At 67.4% G+C, this 15,851-nt stretch carries 17 protein-coding genes; 12 read left to right on the top strand and 5 right to left on the bottom strand.

Annotation, left to right across the window (positions count from 1 at the left end; genetic code table 11):
* Positions 1-960: glycosyltransferase family 2 protein (locus ACTHJR_RS03060; RefSeq protein ID WP_440521608.1), on the bottom strand; the 960-nt coding region annotated here is incomplete at its 3' end.
* A gap of 92 nt (positions 961-1,052) precedes the next feature.
* On the opposite strand from ACTHJR_RS03060, the gene ACTHJR_RS03055 reads away from it, so the two are divergent.
* Both ACTHJR_RS03055 and ACTHJR_RS03050 read left to right on the top strand, forming a co-directional pair.
* Positions 1,053-1,628 (top strand): cytochrome b, encoded by a 576-nt coding sequence (locus ACTHJR_RS03055; RefSeq protein WP_440521607.1) that lies wholly within the window; start codon positions 1,053-1,055, stop codon positions 1,626-1,628.
* Positions 1,629-1,710: 82 nt separating this feature from the next.
* Positions 1,711-2,196: a methylated-DNA--[protein]-cysteine S-methyltransferase gene (locus ACTHJR_RS03050; RefSeq protein ID WP_440521605.1), complete on the top strand. Its 486-nt coding sequence runs from the start codon at positions 1,711-1,713 to the stop codon at positions 2,194-2,196.
* A gap of 121 nt (positions 2,197-2,317) precedes the next feature.
* Here the strand turns inward: ACTHJR_RS03050 and ACTHJR_RS03045 are convergent, their stop codons facing one another.
* The 3 genes from ACTHJR_RS03045 to ACTHJR_RS03035 form a co-directional block, all read right to left on the bottom strand.
* Positions 2,318-3,313: a cell wall hydrolase gene (locus ACTHJR_RS03045; RefSeq protein WP_440521604.1), complete on the bottom strand. Its 996-nt coding sequence runs from the start codon at positions 3,311-3,313 to the stop codon at positions 2,318-2,320.
* Between the two features lie 95 nt (positions 3,314-3,408).
* Complete coding sequence (gene ppc / locus ACTHJR_RS03040; protein ID WP_440521602.1) at positions 3,409-6,078, bottom strand: phosphoenolpyruvate carboxylase; 2,670 nt, start codon at positions 6,076-6,078, stop codon at positions 3,409-3,411.
* A 487-nt stretch (positions 6,079-6,565) separates the two neighbouring features.
* The gene (locus ACTHJR_RS03035; protein ID WP_440521609.1) at positions 6,566-7,132 is read right to left on the bottom strand and encodes an HNH endonuclease; all 567 of its coding nucleotides are present in this window, start codon (positions 7,130-7,132) and stop codon (positions 6,566-6,568) included.
* Positions 7,133-7,227: 95 nt separating this feature from the next.
* Here ACTHJR_RS03035 and gluQRS point away from each other — a divergent pair, with 95 nt between their 5' ends.
* The 9 genes from gluQRS to ACTHJR_RS02990 all read left to right on the top strand — a co-directional run bounded on the left by gluQRS (position 7,228) and on the right by ACTHJR_RS02990 (position 13,864).
* A complete protein-coding gene (gene gluQRS, locus ACTHJR_RS03030; protein ID WP_440521601.1) occupies positions 7,228-8,088 on the top strand; it encodes a tRNA glutamyl-Q(34) synthetase GluQRS in 861 nt (286 codons plus the stop codon).
* Between the two features lie 87 nt (positions 8,089-8,175).
* On the top strand, positions 8,176-8,478 hold the full coding sequence (locus ACTHJR_RS03025) for a PadR family transcriptional regulator (RefSeq protein WP_440521600.1): 303 nt from the start codon (positions 8,176-8,178) through the stop codon (positions 8,476-8,478).
* A complete protein-coding gene (locus ACTHJR_RS03020) occupies positions 8,475-9,119 on the top strand; it encodes a hypothetical protein (protein WP_440521599.1) in 645 nt (214 codons plus the stop codon). The genes ACTHJR_RS03025 and ACTHJR_RS03020 overlap by 4 nt, the downstream gene beginning before the upstream one ends.
* A 105-nt stretch (positions 9,120-9,224) precedes the next feature.
* Positions 9,225-9,707 (top strand): hypothetical protein, encoded by a 483-nt coding sequence (locus tag ACTHJR_RS03015; protein ID WP_440521598.1) that lies wholly within the window; start codon positions 9,225-9,227, stop codon positions 9,705-9,707.
* A 130-nt stretch (positions 9,708-9,837) separates the two neighbouring features.
* On the top strand, positions 9,838-10,071 hold the full coding sequence (locus ACTHJR_RS03010; protein WP_440521597.1) for a twin transmembrane helix small protein: 234 nt from the start codon (positions 9,838-9,840) through the stop codon (positions 10,069-10,071).
* Between the two features lie 11 nt (positions 10,072-10,082).
* Positions 10,083-10,643 (top strand): cob(I)yrinic acid a,c-diamide adenosyltransferase, encoded by a 561-nt coding sequence (locus ACTHJR_RS03005; protein ID WP_440521595.1) that lies wholly within the window; start codon positions 10,083-10,085, stop codon positions 10,641-10,643.
* Between the two features lie 79 nt (positions 10,644-10,722).
* Positions 10,723-11,982, top strand: coding sequence for an ergothioneine biosynthesis protein EgtB (egtB, locus tag ACTHJR_RS03000; RefSeq protein WP_440521594.1), 1,260 nt, complete (start codon positions 10,723-10,725; stop codon positions 11,980-11,982).
* Between the two features lie 134 nt (positions 11,983-12,116).
* The gene (egtD, locus tag ACTHJR_RS02995) at positions 12,117-13,094 is read left to right on the top strand and encodes an L-histidine N(alpha)-methyltransferase (protein WP_440521593.1); all 978 of its coding nucleotides are present in this window, start codon (positions 12,117-12,119) and stop codon (positions 13,092-13,094) included.
* Positions 13,091-13,864 carry a methyltransferase domain-containing protein gene (locus ACTHJR_RS02990; protein ID WP_440521592.1) on the top strand — a complete coding sequence of 258 codons (774 nt, stop codon included), beginning with the start codon at positions 13,091-13,093 and terminating at the stop codon, positions 13,862-13,864. The genes egtD and ACTHJR_RS02990 overlap by 4 nt, the downstream gene beginning before the upstream one ends.
* Positions 13,865-13,867: 3 nt before the next feature.
* Here ACTHJR_RS02990 and ACTHJR_RS02985 read toward each other — a convergent pair whose 3' ends face one another.
* On the bottom strand, positions 13,868-14,863 hold the full coding sequence (locus ACTHJR_RS02985; RefSeq protein ID WP_440521591.1) for a DUF1176 domain-containing protein: 996 nt from the start codon (positions 14,861-14,863) through the stop codon (positions 13,868-13,870).
* A gap of 106 nt (positions 14,864-14,969) precedes the next feature.
* Here ACTHJR_RS02985 and ACTHJR_RS02980 point away from each other — a divergent pair, with 106 nt between their 5' ends.
* Entirely contained in the window at positions 14,970-15,839 is an 870-nt protein-coding gene (locus tag ACTHJR_RS02980; protein ID WP_440521590.1) for a 3-hydroxybutyryl-CoA dehydrogenase, read from the top strand.
* The last annotated feature ends 12 nt before the right edge of the window (positions 15,840-15,851 follow it).

Below are 15,851 nucleotides of genomic sequence, written 5' to 3'. Positions count from 1 at the left end.
CGAGGCGAGCGCGGCGCCGACCACGCGGACCTGCCAGTCACGGCCGCTATCGTGCGCGACGCGGTGCAGGCGGTGGATCAGTTCGTAATCCTCGACCAGGCAATCGGGATCGAACCCGCCGACCTCGACCACCGCCTTGGTCCGGAACGCGGCGAACGCGCCCGACACAAGCAGCAGTCCGTTCAATCGCTCCCAGGCGTAACGCGAAAGGAAGTTGCGGACATATTCATAGGTCTGGAACCACTCGAACAGCCGGCCCGACAGGCTCGGCCCGCACATCGGCCGGATCACGCCGGTCGCGGCGACCAATTCGGGCTCGACGGCGAAGGCGTCGCGCATCGCGGCGATCGCGCCGGGTTCGAGCAAGGTATCGGCATCGACCGTGACGACGATCTCCTCGTCGACATGGAGGATGGCGGCGTTGAGCGCGCGCGCCTTGCCCCCATGCGGCAGCCGCAGCCAGCGCAGCGACGGCAAATTGGGCGCCGGCGGGCTGATCGCGCCGACCTCCGGTTGGGCCAGGCCGAAATGCGCCAGCGTCTCGGGCGTCGCATCGTCCGATCCGTCGTCGGCGATCAGGATCAGGTCGGGCGCCCGCTCCTGCGCCGCGAGCCGTTCGATCGTGACATCGAGCACCGCCGCCTCGTTCCTGGCGGCGACGATCACCGCAAGGGTCGCGCGCGCGTCACCGGACACCGCCGGTGTCGCGCCATGGCGCAACGGCCAGATCTGTCGCGCGGTGAAGATCAGCAGCGCGGTGTCGTAGAGGATGTACCCCACCCCCACCGACCAGACCAGGATGCCCTGGCGCAGGAACGCCTGAACCACCAGCGCGACGAACGCCACGTACACCAGGGTCGTGACGGCACGGCTCCCCCAGCCGACGCTACGCGGATTGAGGCGCGGGGAAAGTTTGGCAAAGGACTGGGCGAGCGCGTCCGCCGGCGTACGCTGGATCATGAAAAAGAGGACTTCGGTTGGGGGCCGGTTATTCCCTAGCGTTCGTTTCGGACCCGCACTAGCCTGATTGCCAATGCGTTGAGGAGTACGTCGTGGAAGGCCAACGGTTCACGAAAACAGCGATCTGGCTGCACTGGATCATCGCGATCGGGGTGCTGAGCAATATCGCGCTGGCGTGGATCTGGCCGCTCGGCGACCATAACGACGCGATCGCGGTCTATGTCCGGCCGATGATCGACGTCCACAAATCGACCGGCGTCACGATCCTGGGCCTCGCCGTCCTGCGCCTGTTGTGGCGCCTGAGCCACAAGCCGCCGGCTTTCCCGGCGAGCTACAGGCCGTGGGAAGCGACTGCCGCGCATATCGTCCATTGGGGGCTTTATTTCGCGATCTTCGCGATGCCGATTACCGGCTGGGTGATGGATTCGGCGTGGAAGGACGCGGCCGCCAATCCGATGCATTTCTTCGGCACGTTCGAGTGGCCGCGGCTGGGCTTCATCATGGCGATGGCGCCCGACACCAAGGAATGGATCCACACCGTTTTCGGCGACGCGCATGAATGGATCGCCAAGCTGGTCTATGTCCTGTTCGTGCTCCATGTCGCGGGTGCGCTGAAGCACCAGTTCCAGGGCCATGCCGAGCTGCAGCGCATGGGCGTGGGGCGCTGAATTGGCATTGAGCGCAAGGCACGGGAAGCCGGCGGTCGGCGGCGCGCCTAGATCCTTGGTCCAAGCTACCAAGGACCAAACCATGACCTTCGCCTTTGCCCATTACGCCTCGCCGGTCGGCACCCTGAAGCTCGTCGCGAGCGACGCCGGGCTCGCCGCCATCCTGTGGGAGAATGACGATCCCGATCGCGTCCGATTGGGCGCGATGACCGAGCGGCCCGATCATCCGGTGCTGGTTGAGACGAAGCGCCAGATCGGCGAATATTTCGCCGGCACGCGCACCCGTTTCGACTTGCCGCTCGATTTCCACGGCACCGATTTCCAGAAGAGCGTGTGGGCGGCGCTGCTGCGCATTCCGTTCGGCGAGACCCGGACCTATGCCGAGATCGCGCGCGAACTCGACCGCCCGACCGCGTTTCGCGCGGTGGGGGCCGCCAACGGCAAGAACCCGATCTCGATCGTCGCGCCGTGCCACCGGGTAATCGGCACCGACGGGGCCTTGACCGGTTTCGCCGGCGGGCTGGAGGGCAAGGCGTTCCTGCTGGAGCTCGAGGGCGCAGCGGTCTGATCCTCCCCGTCATCCCGGCGCAAGCTGGGATCTCAGGCGAAGGCGCGATGCGGCCTGAGACCCCAGCTTGCGCTGGGGTGACGGTTGGGGATGGGGCCGATCGGCCTGATCGAAGCCGCGATCAATCTTTAGCCGGGACGTCGGCAGACGCATCGGCGAAGATCGGCACATTCTCGCCGCGATGGACGCGGACGCCGCTGACCGGGTTGACCGTGCCCCCGACCCGGATGTGCTTGCCCATCGGCAGTGGCGCGACGGGCACCGGCGCCGACAGCGCGGCGGCGGCGACCGGCGCCGGCCCGCCCGAGGCGCCGCGATGAACGACGACGCCGGCGACGACCTCGCGATTGTCATACCCTCCGGCGGCAATTCCGACGCCGACATCGCCGGCACCGGTGGGCCAGGGCGTGGTGCGGCCGGTCAGGCTGGGCTCGAATCCCGAATAGGCCTGGCTGTTGGCGAGTGCGCCTTCCAGCCCGCCGCGCCAACGATAGAAGATGTGCGCGCCGACCGTCGCGACGCGGTCCATGCTCGACGCCCACCACGGCAGCACGTAATTGGCATGATAAAAGGTCGCCGAGCCGATCGGCGCGAACACCTGGCCGGACAGCGCCGCGACCGCGATGTCGCGGGCATGCGCCCAGGAAGCGGGATCGCGACGGAACGCCATCGATCCGTCGCAAGTGAAGCTGAACTGGCAGCCGGTGCGCCGCATCGATCCCTGATAGACCACGCCGCACACGCTGTCGGGGAAAGCGCGATCGCGCACGCGGTTGAGCACGACTTGCGCCACCGCGCGCTGTCCGTCGTCCGATTGCGATCGCGCCTCGTAATAGACCGCGGCGGTCAGGCATTCGATCGCGCGGGCGGCGTCGTCCGGACTGCGGGTCGTCGACAGTGCTAACAAGGGCTGCGCGGCTACGATCGCGGCGCTCGGCGAATTCGCGTCGACCAGCGCCGGGAGTTTGGCGGCGACATCGGCCGGCAGATCCAGCGCCAGGCGGTTGATCATGGTGACGGTGGCCATCGGCCGCGCATTGCCGCGCTGCGGCACGGCGGTCTGCGGCAGGCACGACGCGACCATCGCCAACAGGCCAAGACCCGCGGGCGCGCGCAATCTGAGGAGAACCCACCGCCGCTTCACGGGCGACGGGGTACGAAATCAGGGTTAGTACCCGGTTAAGACGGCTGTTCGCCGGCGATTTTCGTCGGTTAGCCCGAATTCCGCAGCGCGGTCGCGATCGCGTTGATCGACAACAGGATGCCCTCGCCGATCCGCGGATCGTCCTCGCCGGCGCGGTGGCGCTTCATCAGTTCGATCTGGAGCAGGTTGAGCGGCTCGATATAGGGCAGGCGCAGGCGGATCGAGGCGTCGAGCCCCGGATGCTTTTCGAGCAGGCGCGATTGGCCGGTCGCGTCGAGCAGGCCGTCGCGCGCCGATTCCCATCCTTCCCGGATGCGCGGGAAGATCGCATCGGCCAGCGCGCGATCCTCGACCAGAGCGCAATAGCGTTCGGCGATGCCCATGTCGGACTTGGCGATGACCTGTTCCATATTGTCGAGCGTCGCGGCGAAGAACGGCCAGGCCTCGGCCATTTCGCGCAACAGCGCCTTGTCCTCGAACCCGGCCAGCGCCTGGCCGACGCCATACCAGCCCGGCAGCATGACCCGCGCCTGCGCCCAGCTGAACACCCAGGGGATCGCGCGCAGATCCTCGATCGCGTCAGATTTCTTGCGGCTGGCGGGACGGCTGCCGATCTTGAGATTGGCGATCTCGGCGATCGGCGTCATCTGCCGGAAGAAGGTGCGGAAGCCCTCGGTCTCGTAGACCAGACAGCGATAGGCCTTGAACGCCGACGCCGACAGCGCGTCCATCGCCGCGCCGAATCGTTGGCGATCGGCCTCGGAAATGGCGGACGGCTCGAGGCTGGCGAGCAACGTCGCGGCGGCCATCGCTTCGAGATTGGTGGTGGCGCCGTCGCGCGTGCCGTATTTGGCGGCGATCACTTCGCCTTGTTCGGTGATGCGGATGCGGCCCTGGACCGATCCCGGCGGCTGCGCCTGGATCGCGGCGAAGGACGAGCCGCCGCCGCGCCCGACGGCGCCGCCGCGGCCGTGGAACAGCTGCATGCCGACGCCGGCGCGCTCGAACACCGGCTCGAGCGCTTCCGAGGCACGGCTCAATTGCCAGGTCGAGGTCAGATAGCCGCCGTCCTTGTTCGAATCCGAATAGCCGATCATGACTTCCTGGACGCCGCGCCCGACCGCCAGCCCGGCGATCTCCGGCAGGCCGAACCAGTCGCCCATGATTCCCGGCGCCGCTTCGAGATCGGCGACCGTCTCGAACAAGGGCACCGCCATGATCGCCGCGCTCGGCGGGTCGCCGGGCACATACAGCCCGACTTCCTTGAGCATCAGATGGACTTCGAGCAGGTCGCTGACCGACATCGCCATCGAGACGATATATTGGCGGATGCAGGCCGGGCCGTATCGGCGATGCGCCTCGGCCGCCGCGCGCAGGATCGCGAGTTCCGACGCGGTGTCGGGGCTATAAGCGGCATAAGGGCTGACCAGCGGGCGGACGTTGGCGAGCTCTCGTCGCAGCAGATCGACCCGCGCCTGCTCGTCGAGCGCGGCATAATCCTGCTCGACGCCCGCGACCTTGAGCAATTCGGCGACGGTGCGTTCGTGCACCGCACTGTTCTGGCGCAGGTCGAGCGTGGCGAGGTGGAAGCCGAACGTGTCGACCGCGCGGATCAGCCGCCCGAGCGCCCCGCCCGACGCGAGCGGCCCTTCCTTGTCGCCGGCCAGCGCATGCGCGATCGTCACGAGGTCGCGGCGCAGCGCCTGCGGGTCGGGATACGGCTCGCCGTTGAGCGCGGCCGCGCGCGGCGCGGGCTTGCCGGTCAGCGCGCGATACGTCGCGGCGAGCCGGGCATAGACGCCCGACAAGGCGCGGCGATACGGCTCGTCGTCGCGGCTCGGCGCATCGTCGCCGCTCGCGGTCGCGAGCTGGAGCAGGTCGTCGCTGACCCGGGCATGGTCGGTCGAGATCGACAATTCGGCGCCGAGCGCATGGACCGCGTCGAGATAGTAACCGCGGACCGCCTCGCACGACCGCGCCAGCGCGGTGGTGAGCGAGTCCGCGACCACATTGGGATTGCCGTCGCGATCGCCGCCGATCCAGCTTCCCGGGCGAAGGAAACTCGGCGTGCGTTCGCCCAAGGCGCGGTCCCAGCGCTGGTAGAGGCCGGGCAGTACCGGCAGGAACACGTCGCGCAGATAGGACAGCGCGGTCTCGACCTCGTCGGTGACGTAGAGCCGCTCGCGGCGCAGCACCCGCGTCTGCCACAGCAAGGCGATCTGGCGGGTGATCGCCTGTTCGACATCGTCGCCCTCGATCGTCGTTTTCGTCCCGCGGTCGCGCAGCGCCATCAACTGGGCGATCCGGTTGCGGTGGTCGATCATCGACTTGCGCCGCACTTCGGTCGGGTGCGCGGTCAGCACCGGTGCGACCAAAGCGTGGTCGAGCAGCCGCATGACCTTGTCCTTGCCGATGCCTTCGCGGGCCAACCGCTCGAGCGCGGCGGCGACATCCGCACCGGGCTCGGCGGCGACGCCCTGGCGATCCTCGGCGAGGTTGGCGAGCATCGAGAACAGCATGAAGCCGCGAACGAAGTCGAGCGTCTCGTCGAGCGTCAGCCGATCGAGCCCGAGATCGACTTCTCCCCCCAATCCGCGATGACGATCGACCGAGGCCGAACGGATATATTCGGTCCGCTTGAACAGCGCCTCGCCGCCATAAGCACGGATCACGTCACCCAACAGCTTGCCGAGAAAACGGACGTCGGGATTGTTTGCGATGGTGGGGAGGTCGGCCATGGGCGCTTGCTGCACTGCAGCGAGGGTTGGGTCAATAGTGTCGTTATCGGACCCGCTCATGGCATTTTATTCCAAGATTGCACCCGACGAGGGCGCATACGTGTGCATGAAACAATTGGGCGTACATCAAATTTCCCAACCGTCACCCCGGCCTTGTGCCCCACCGTGCCGGAGCGCGGAACAAGCAGCTCGATCCGTCCGGCGCTGCGCGGTGGATGCCGGGACGAGCCCGGCATGACGATCGGGGCTGGAACCGTCGCCACCCACGAACGTCACCCCGACCTTGTGCGGGGTCTGCCGAGCCGCACGGGAAGACCCTCGAACCTCTTGTCCAAGACCTAGCCGCCCGGCGGATCCCGGCACAAGGCCGGGATGACGGCTGGATTGGAGGCGCGGTCAGGGCGAACACGACCGCGGCGATGCGCGGCTCGTTCCGGAGATGGGTCCCCGATTTCGCGGGGATGACGATGGGTTGATAGCGAGGAGCTTACGCCTCCAGCTCCACGTCCCAGTACAGCCAGTCATGCCAGGTATCGTGCAAATGGTTGGGCGGGAAACTCCGCCCGTGCTCCTGCAATTGCCAACTGGTCGGCCGGATCGGCTCGACATGGAGTGGCATCTTCGCCTCGCGCGGGGTGCGGCCGCCCTTGCGCAAATTGCACGGCGCGCAGGCGGTGGCGACATTCTCCCAGGTCGTGCGGCCGCCATAGGCGCGCGGGATGACGTGGTCGAAGGTCAAATCCTTGTGCGTGCCGCAATATTGGCACTGGAAGCGGTCGCGCAGGAACAGGTTGAAGCGGGTGAAGGCCGGGAACTGGCTCGGCCGGACATATTGTTTGAGCGCGATGACGCTGGGCAGTTTCAGCGCATGGGTCGGGCTGCGCACTTCGCGCTCGTAATGCGCGACGATGTCGACCCGATCCAAAAAGACCGCCTTGACGGCGGTCTGCCACGGCCAGACGGAGAGCGGGTAATAGCTGAGCGGCGTATAGTCCGCGTTCAGCACCAACGCGGGGCAACTGTCCGGATGTCGCATCAGGTCGGGATGAAACACGCTTTCCCCCTTCGCTTTCCTGGCGGGCGTAAAGCCCATCAGGATGACGCCATGATGACAGCACAGGCCGCGACTCGCGGTCAAGAGTCGGCGCGGTGATCGTCAGCCGTTTCGCGCCAAGTCCCACCGGAGGGTTGCATTTGGGCCACGCCTGGTCGGCGATCCAGGCGCACGACCGCGCCCGCCAGCATGATGGACGCTTCCTGTTGAGGATCGAGGACACCGACGCCACGCGCTCGCGACCCGAGCATGTCGCGGGCATTCTGGAGGACCTCGCGTGGCTCGGGCTCGGCTGGGACGAATTGTCGGTCCAGTCCGAGCGGCTGGCGCTGTACGACGCCGCGCTCGACCGGCTGCGCGAAGACGGACTCGCCTATCCCTGTTTCTGCAGCCGCGCCGAAATCGCGCGCGAAGTCGCGGCGAGTCTCCACGCGCCGCACGGCCCCGACGGCCCGCTCTATCCCGGCAGCTGCCGCGCGATCGATCCGGCGACACGCGAAGAACGGATGGCACGCGAAGCTTATGCCTGGCGGCTCGACGCCGGCGAAGCGGCACGCCGCGCTGGGCCGCTGACCTGGACCGACGAGCTCGCCGGCACCGCGCCGGTCGAGCCGCTGATGCTCGGCGACCTCGTCCTCAAGGGCAAGGACCGCCCCGCCAGCTATCATCTGGCGGTGGTCGTCGACGATGCGGCGCAAGGCGTCACCCATGTCGTGCGCGGCCGCGACATCATGCCCTCGACCCATGCGCATCGCTTGCTCCAGGCAGTGCTCGACCTGCCCGAGCCGGTCTACCGCCATCACGCCCTGATCCTCGATGCCGAAGGCGATCGGCTCGCCAAACGCCATGGGGCGCCGACGCTGGCGGATTGGCGGGCGCAAGGGATGGATGGGACCGCGCTCGCCCATCGGTTGCGCGCCGGCGACCTGCCCGCCGGGTTCAGCTTCGATCGCTGATCGCGTCGCCTTTGAACGGGCGACGCAGGCACGACGTCGCCACGATTTAGCCTTGACTGCTAAATCTACATATGTTGTATTTATGGCATGGCTGCCGCTCGTCGCCCTTCCAAACAGATGCTCAAGCTCCTCGACACGCTGTCGGTGAGGCCTCACGAGTGGCGCCACGGCTATGACATCATGAAGGAAACCGGACTTCTGTCCGGGACGCTCTATCCGTTGCTGATGCGCATGACGGACCAGGGGCTGGTCGAGGCGGAATGGCGCGAACCGGCGCAACCCGGACGGCCCGCGCGGCACGCCTATCGGCTGACGGCGCAAGGCCTCGCGCTGGCACGGACAATGGCCGGGGATCCGCCCCCGACGGGATTCAAGGAGGTACCGGTATGACGGCGACCCTTGCGCGTGCCATCGTGACGGTGGCGGCAGCCTGCCTCGGCGACCGTCGCCGCGATTGGGCATTGGCGATGCGCAACGAACTGGACGTCGCCATCGACGACGGTAAGCCGCTCGCCTTCGCGCTCGGCTGTCTGATGAGCGCATTGCGCGACATGCCGAAGCACGAGGAGGGGCGGTTCACGCTGACCAGCCATGCCGTCGCTCTAGGCCTCCTCCCGCTTGCCGCGCTGCTGATGCTGGGGACGGCGTCGGGCTTTCCGTTCCTGCCCTCGGGGCATGCCGGGCTGGCCGGCTGGCTCGCCGGAGGCGGCGAACACCATTCGCTGCTAACGCCCTGGAAGCGCGGTTTTTCCCCGCCGCTGGCAGTCCTGGTCTGGGGGATCGTCGCGGGGCATTTGCTGATGCCATGGTTCATTCTGGAGCGCGATTGGACCCGCGTAGCCACCCTGGCGCGCGTCAACGGCGCCGCCACGGTCACGCTCTTCCTGTTCACCACCATCTTGTTTCTCGACGCGGCCTTCATGCTGCTGCCGGCGGCCGCGCTCGCGATCGAGCTCCTCGCGACCTGGCATCTCTACCGATGGCAGGCGCATCTTTTCGCCGGCGCTCCGCTCGGCACGCCGGTCACGTAACTCCTCGGGGCTTTACCATGCAGCGTATGACCTGAAAGCCGGGCCCTCACCGCCCGTCGAGGACACATGCGCCTTTCTTCAACGCAATGTGGATGGAGACAAGAGATGAACATACCCCTCGCGATGATCGCCCTCGTCTCAACAGCGGCAACAGCCGCACCGGCGCCGGCGCCGCAATGGGCGGCATCGCCGATCCTCGGCCGGTGGACGCTCGACACCGGCTCGAAGACGATCCCGGTCGACGCGCGTCCCGCCAGCGTAACGGCCGAATTCGCCGACGTCGGGGCGGGTGTCTGGAACACCGTTTACGTGATCACCGCGAAGGACGGGAGCGCGCGGCGCATGACCTCGCGCGAGCGGCTCGACGGCAAGGCCGTCCCGATCGCCGGCGACCAGACCGACGCCGACAGCGTCGCGATGACCAGCCCGATCCCGGGAGTCCTGGTGATGGCATTGGGCAAAAGCGGCCATCTCGGATCGGTCAGGGTCTATACGGTATCGCCGGAGGGTCGCGAAATGACCGAAAGCGCGACGGTCGTCGGAGAGGACGGCAAGCCCATGGTCCGCCGCTTCCGCTGGATCCGATGACCCGCGGCCGCTTGGGGGAGGAACGGCGCGTTCGCGCGCAATACCCGTCGCGTGCCGATCATCCCGCGGACGGTCCTCCCTTCGTCCGCGCCCCATTGGCTTCGCGCGCGGCGAAGCCTAGATATCGTCCATGACCACTTTCCTCGCCCTGCTGCTGATCGCCGCGATGATCGCGACCGTCGTCGCGCTCGTCCGCGGCGTCGTCCTGTTCCTCAAGAACGCCGGCGACGACGTGAAGAACGGCGAGGGGCCCAGCGCAACCTCGATCCGGTCGAACCAGATGATGATGTACCGCATCATCTTCCAGGCGGTGGCGATCCTGATCGCGGTGCTGTTGCTGCTGCTCGTCGGCCATCCGCATTGAGCGGCTGACGGTTGGTCAAGCTCAACAAGATCTATACGCGCACCGGCGACGACGGCACCACCGGGCTGGTCGGCGGCGGGCGCATTTCCAAGGCCGACCCGCTGATGGCGGCGATCGGCGATGTCGATGAGGCGAACAGCGCGATCGGCGTCGCGCTGGCAGCGATCGACCATCCTGGCATGGCGACGGCGCTGCGCCGCATCCAGAACGAATTGTTCGATCTCGGCGCCGATCTCGCCACCCCGCTCGACGAAAGCGTCGGCACGCTCCGAGTCACGCTCGACCAGATCGAACGGCTCGAGCGGGAGATCGACGGCATGAACGAGCATCTGGCGCCGCTGACCAGCTTCGTTTTGCCGGGCGGCGTGGCGGGCGCGGCGCAGCTCCATCTCGCCCGTGCGATCGTCCGCCGGGCCGAGCGCAGCGCCGTCGCCGCGGCGGCCGCGACCGCGCTCAGTGCGCAGGCGCTGACCTACATCAACCGTCTGTCCGACTGGCTGTTCGTCGCGGCGCGACGATTGAACAATTCGGGCGCCAGCGACGTTCTCTGGGTACCCGGGGCGTCTCGCTGATCATCCATCTTGGGTTTCGGCTCGTATTTCCTATCTGAGCGATTGACTCCGTCGGCGAAACGACCGAAAGTGGAACATAATGAGAACACGTTTAGGCCTCCGCCCCACGCCGGAAGCGCTTGGCGCTCGTTATGGCTCGGTTCGCGCGCTCAGCGTGGCGCTGATCGCGCCTTTGTCCGACGCCGACGCGACGGTCCAGTCGATGGAGGATACATCGCCGGCCAAATGGCATCTGGCGCACACCACCTGGTTCTTCGAGACGTTCGTGCTGCGCGATTTCGTGGCCGATTACCGGCTCCACGACGAGCGCTTCCCCTTCCTGTTCAACAGCTATTACGAGGCCGAGGGGCGCCGCCACAGCCGCGCGCGTCGCGGCATGGTGACGCGCCCGAGCCTCGATGAGGTGCTGACCTATCGCGCCGCGGTCGACGCCGCGCTGATCGCCGCGCTGCCCGATCTGCCCGAGGCGGCGCGCGACCTGGTCCGGCTCGGCTGCCACCACGAGGAGCAGCATCAGGAATTGCTGCTGACCGATATCCTCCACCTCGTTTCCGAAAACCCGATCGAGCCGGCGATCTGGCCCGGCGCGCGCAAGATACCGGTGGCGATGCCGGATGCGATCGGCTGGATCGAGCATGGCGGCGGGATGGTCGAAATCGGCCACGACAGCCCGCATTTCGCGTTCGATTGCGAAGGACCGCGGCACACCGCCCTGCTGCATCCGCATGCGATCGCCGACCGCACGGTGACCAATGGCGAATGGGCCGCGTTCATCGCCGACGGCGGCTATCGCGACCCGCGCCATTGGCTGTCCGACGGCTGGGCCTGGGTGCAACGCGAAGGCGTGACAGCGCCGCTCTATTGGGAGCAGCGCGACGGCGCCTGGACCCGGTTCGGGCTCGACGGGCGGCGGCCGATCGATCCTGCCGCGCCGGTCACGCATGTCAGCTTCTTCGCGGCGGATGCCTATGCCGGTTGGGCCGGCGCTCGGCTGCCGACCGAAGCCGAATGGGAAGCGGCCGCGAGCGGCCACGATCCCGACGGCGGCAACCAGCTCGACGCCGCGGGGCCGGTCGAGCCGCGCCCGTCGGCGGGCGGGCCGGCGTTCTTCGGCGACGTCTGGGAGTGGACCGGCAGCGCCTATCGCCCCTACCCCGGTTTCCGCGCGGCCGAAGGCGCGGTCGGCGAATATAACGGCAAGTTCATGAGCGGGCAGTTCGTCCTGCGCGGCGGGTCGTGCGCGACCCCGCGCGGCCATGCTCGGGCGAGCTACCGCAACTTCTTCTACCCCCATCAGCGCTGGCAATTCACCGGCGTGCGGCTGGCGAAGGATCTCTAGCTTTTTTTCGTTGCGGTCGCGTCGGCCGAGGTCGGGATTTCGTCGGCGATGCGTTTGATTTGGGGGAATTCACCGCTGCCCGACGGCAGCTCGAAACTGGACCCGGTTCATCGGGAAGGAAAGGCCGAGACGTTATGTTGAAGCAGGAAATCGAGGATGGCACCCGGAGCTTCGCCGATCCCGCCTTTCGCGCCGATGTGATCGACGGACTGACGCGGCGGCCGCGCGCCATCCCGGCGCGCTGGTTCTACGACCGTCGCGGTTCCGAATTGTTCGAGGCGATCACCGAATTGCCCGAATATTATCCGACGCGGACCGAAACCGCCCTGCTGCGATCGATCGCCGGCGACATTGCCAAGCGCGTCGGGCCTGGTCGAGCAGTGGTCGAATTCGGCTCGGGATCGTCGACCAAGACGCCGATCCTGCTCCAGGCGGTCGAGCCGAGCGCCTATGTGCCGATCGACATTTCGGGCGATTTCCTGCGCCAGTCGTCGCGGGCGCTGTCGGAGCGCTTTCCCGGGCTGCCGGTCTTCCCGGTCGAGGCGGATTTCCTCAAACCCATCGCCTTGCCCGAACAGGTCCGCGCCGCGCCCAAGCTCGGCTTTTTTCCGGGCTCGACCATCGGCAACATGATCCCCTTGTCCTCGACCGACCTGCTCCGTGCGATGCGCGCGTCGCTCGGCGAAGGCGCGATGCTGCTGATCGGGATGGACCGGATCAAGGATCCGGCCGTGCTCGAACGCGCCTATGACGATGCCGCCGGGGTGACCGCCGCGTTCAACCTCAATCTGCTCGAGCGGATCAACCGCGAGCTCGACGGCACGATCCCGGTCGACGCCTTCCGCCATCGCGCGATCTGGAACGACGAGCGCGCGCGGATCGAGATGCATCTGGAAGCGACGCGCGACGTGCTGTTCACGATCGAGGGACGGCCGTTCGAGATCGCCGCGGGCGAGACGATCCACACCGAGAACAGCCACAAATACGGCGCGCGCGACGCGCGCCTGCTGCTGCGCTCGGGCGGCTGGACGCCGGTCGCCGAATGGACCGACCCCGACGACCAGTTCGCGCTGTACCTCGCCGAAGCCCAGGCACCGCGCCCGGCGCCATGAGCGACGGCGTCCACCGCGCCGCCGCGACCGGGTTCGCGGATGGCGCCGACATCTATGCGGCGAGCCGGCCGGGCTACCCGGCGGAGGTCCTCGACTGGCTCCGCGACTGCCTCGCGATCGGACCGGATAGCAAGGTCGTCGAGGTCGGCGCCGGCACCGGCCTCTTCACGCGCCTGTTGGTCGACACCGGCGCGAGCGTCGTGGCGACCGACCCGGTGCCCGAGATGCTCGCGCATCTGGCTTCGACCCTGCCCGGTGCGGCGACCGCGGTCGCCACCGCGGACGCGCTGCCGCTTCCCGACGGCTCGGTCGATGCGGTGATCTGCGCGACCGCCTTCCACTGGTTCGCGACGCCACAGGTCGTTGCCGAATTCCGCCGCGTGCTGCGGCCAGGCGGCGCACTCGGATTGATCTGGAATGTCCGCGACGTAGGCGTGCCTTGGGTCCGGCGCTTGTCCAAGATCACCGACCGCTATCAGGACGACGCCCCGCGCCAGAAGTCTCAGGCCTGGCGCGCCGTCTTCCCCGCGCCGGGCTTCACACCGCTCCACGAGACGGTGATGCGCTACGATCATGCCGGCACGGCCGAGGAAGTGATCGTCGGCCGCACGCTCTCCACCAGCTTCATTGCCGCTTTGCCCGAGGACCGCCGCGCCGTCGCCGTCGCCGAGGTCCGCGCGATGATCGCCGACACGCCGGCTCTGGCCGGCCGCGAGCGGGTCGCCTTCCCCTATCTTACCAAGGCCTATGACTGCCGCCGGATCGAGTAAGCCCTAACGAACGACCGTAGCGGTCCAGGTCCGCATCGCGTCGCTCGATCCGGTGCAGTCCGGCATCTCATCCATGTCGGTTAGCCGGAAACGCGCACCATCCCACACCCACTCCTGCCCGCGACCACAAGCTCCGCCGCCGCGATCCCGTTCGAAGCTCGTCAAGCTTGCGGTCTTGGCGTCGAAACCGCCATCGACCAGCACGTCATTTTCGGGTGCGAGGTCGAACGGCGCGAGGGTGTAGGTCTTGCCAACCGCAATCACCGGCCTTGACCATGTGTTATACGGCCCGTCCTGGCATGGCACCAGGATTAACGTTCGCCCGCCACCCAGAGCATAAGCCTCAGCGCGCCCCCGACCAGTCAGCCCGGACTCACAATCGAACTGCTTCTCGAGCTTTGCAGTCGTGGCCTCGTCGAGCGCCGGTACCTCGATTGTCGGCACTCGAGCGGCTGCAATGCGCGGCGCGGCCGGCGGCTGAATCGACCGCACGGTCGGTCCTCTGGCGATGATCGCGTCTGGACTACCATCGCGCCGCTGCGCCGCATCGCAATAGCGCATCGCCGCGCTGAACCCCGCGAGCGAACCGCTGGCAGCAATCTTACCTGCGACGCGGATCTCTAGCCGGCTCCCCTGTGCCATCCTCGCGAGCGTGGCCGGCGTCAACGCGCCCGACACGCCCATCCGCGTCGCACTGCCCAATGATTGCACTGCCGTCCCATCCACCATCAAAACAGCAGCACCCTTTTCGGGTTCGACCGAGACCTCGATCACGATCGGCGCATTCGCACGCCCGGTGCGGGTCAGGTCGATTTGATGATAGTCCTCCAGACGACCATCCTCGCCTTCCGCATCCTCATTGTCCGACATCTGCGTTTCCGCGACGCACGACCAGATGTTGTCGCACGCGACCACCCAATCCTTGAAAGTCTTGATCTCACCCGGCTGGGGCGTGGGCGTGGTGACAGCCGCAAGCGCAGCGAGGAGGAGCATCGGCATAGCCGCAACCTAATCCGGGCGGTGCAGCACCGCCAGACGCTCGCCGCTGGACGTCACGCAGCCCGCGCGGCTAGGGGCGAGACAACGGATTTCACGGAGAAGTGACATGCAGAGCGTCGGGGTGATCGGGGCGGGACAGATGGGCGCGGGCATCGCGCAAGTGTCGGCGCAGGCCGGTTATCATGTGCTGCTCGCCGACGTGTCGCAGGAACGCGCCGACGCCGGCAAGGCCGGAATCGCCGCGCAACTCGCGCGCGCCGTGTCGAAGGAGAAGATCACTGCCGAGGCGATGGACCAGACGCTATCGCGGATCGAGACGATCGAAGGTCCCTCGGCGATGGGCAAATGCGGCCTGATCATCGAAGCAGCAACCGAGCGCGAGGAGATCAAGCGCGCGATCTTCGCCGAAGTCGGCAAGGTGCTCGGCGCGCACGCCGTGCTGGCCTCGAACACCTCGTCGATCCCGATCACGCGCCTCGCCCAGGCGACGCCCGATCCCAAGCGCTTCATCGGCGTGCATTTCTTCAATCCCGTGCCGGTCATGGGGCTGATCGAGATCATCCGCGGCCTCGCCACCAGCGACGACACCGTCCATCTGATCGAGACCTATGCCGCCGCGCTCGGCAAGCAGGTGGTCCGCGCCAACGACGCGCCCGGCTTCATCGTCAACCGCGTGCTGATGCCGATGCTCAACGAAGCGTGCTTCGCGCTCGGCGAGGGCGTGGCGACGATCCGCGACATCGACCTCGCCTGCCAGCTCGGCCTCAATCACCCGATGGGGCCGCTGACCCTGGCCGACTTCATCGGGCTGGACACCTGCCTCGAGATCACCCGCGTGCTGTTCGAGGGCACCGGCGACCCCAAGTTCCGCCCGGCGCCCTTGCTGGTCAAATATGTCGAAGCCGGCTGGTACGGCCGCAAGACCGGCCGCGGCTTCTACGATTATTCGGGCGCGGAGCCGGTCCCGACGCGGTGATCCTCGGATTTC

It is taken from the genome of Sphingomonas sp. (assembly GCF_051962185.1).
In the GTDB taxonomy this organism is placed as follows: domain Bacteria; phylum Pseudomonadota; class Alphaproteobacteria; order Sphingomonadales; family Sphingomonadaceae; genus Sphingomonas.
Note: the sequence above shows the minus strand (reverse complement) of the source record. Positions and strands in the feature narration are given on the sequence as shown.

What these genes read in the sequence shown, in the direction of transcription:
- ppc (WP_440521602.1), bottom strand. Translation starts at nt 6,078, where the DNA reads ATGGCCGACCTCCCCACCATCGCAAACAATCCCGACGTCCGTTTTCTC.
- egtD (WP_440521593.1), top strand. Translation starts at nt 12,117, where the DNA reads ATGTTGAAGCAGGAAATCGAGGATGGCACCCGGAGCTTCGCCGATCCC.
- ACTHJR_RS02980 (WP_440521590.1), top strand. Translation starts at nt 14,970, where the DNA reads ATGCAGAGCGTCGGGGTGATCGGGGCGGGACAGATGGGCGCGGGCATC.
- ACTHJR_RS03020 (WP_440521599.1), top strand. Translation starts at nt 8,475, where the DNA reads ATGACGGCGACCCTTGCGCGTGCCATCGTGACGGTGGCGGCAGCCTGC.
- ACTHJR_RS02990 (WP_440521592.1), top strand. Translation starts at nt 13,091, where the DNA reads ATGAGCGACGGCGTCCACCGCGCCGCCGCGACCGGGTTCGCGGATGGC.
- ACTHJR_RS03050 (WP_440521605.1), top strand. Translation starts at nt 1,711, where the DNA reads ATGACCTTCGCCTTTGCCCATTACGCCTCGCCGGTCGGCACCCTGAAG.
- ACTHJR_RS03025 (WP_440521600.1), top strand. Translation starts at nt 8,176, where the DNA reads ATGGCTGCCGCTCGTCGCCCTTCCAAACAGATGCTCAAGCTCCTCGAC.
- ACTHJR_RS03015 (WP_440521598.1), top strand. Translation starts at nt 9,225, where the DNA reads ATGAACATACCCCTCGCGATGATCGCCCTCGTCTCAACAGCGGCAACA.
- ACTHJR_RS03010 (WP_440521597.1), top strand. Translation starts at nt 9,838, where the DNA reads ATGACCACTTTCCTCGCCCTGCTGCTGATCGCCGCGATGATCGCGACC.
- ACTHJR_RS02985 (WP_440521591.1), bottom strand. Translation starts at nt 14,863, where the DNA reads ATGCCGATGCTCCTCCTCGCTGCGCTTGCGGCTGTCACCACGCCCACG.
- egtB (WP_440521594.1), top strand. Translation starts at nt 10,723, where the DNA reads ATGAGAACACGTTTAGGCCTCCGCCCCACGCCGGAAGCGCTTGGCGCT.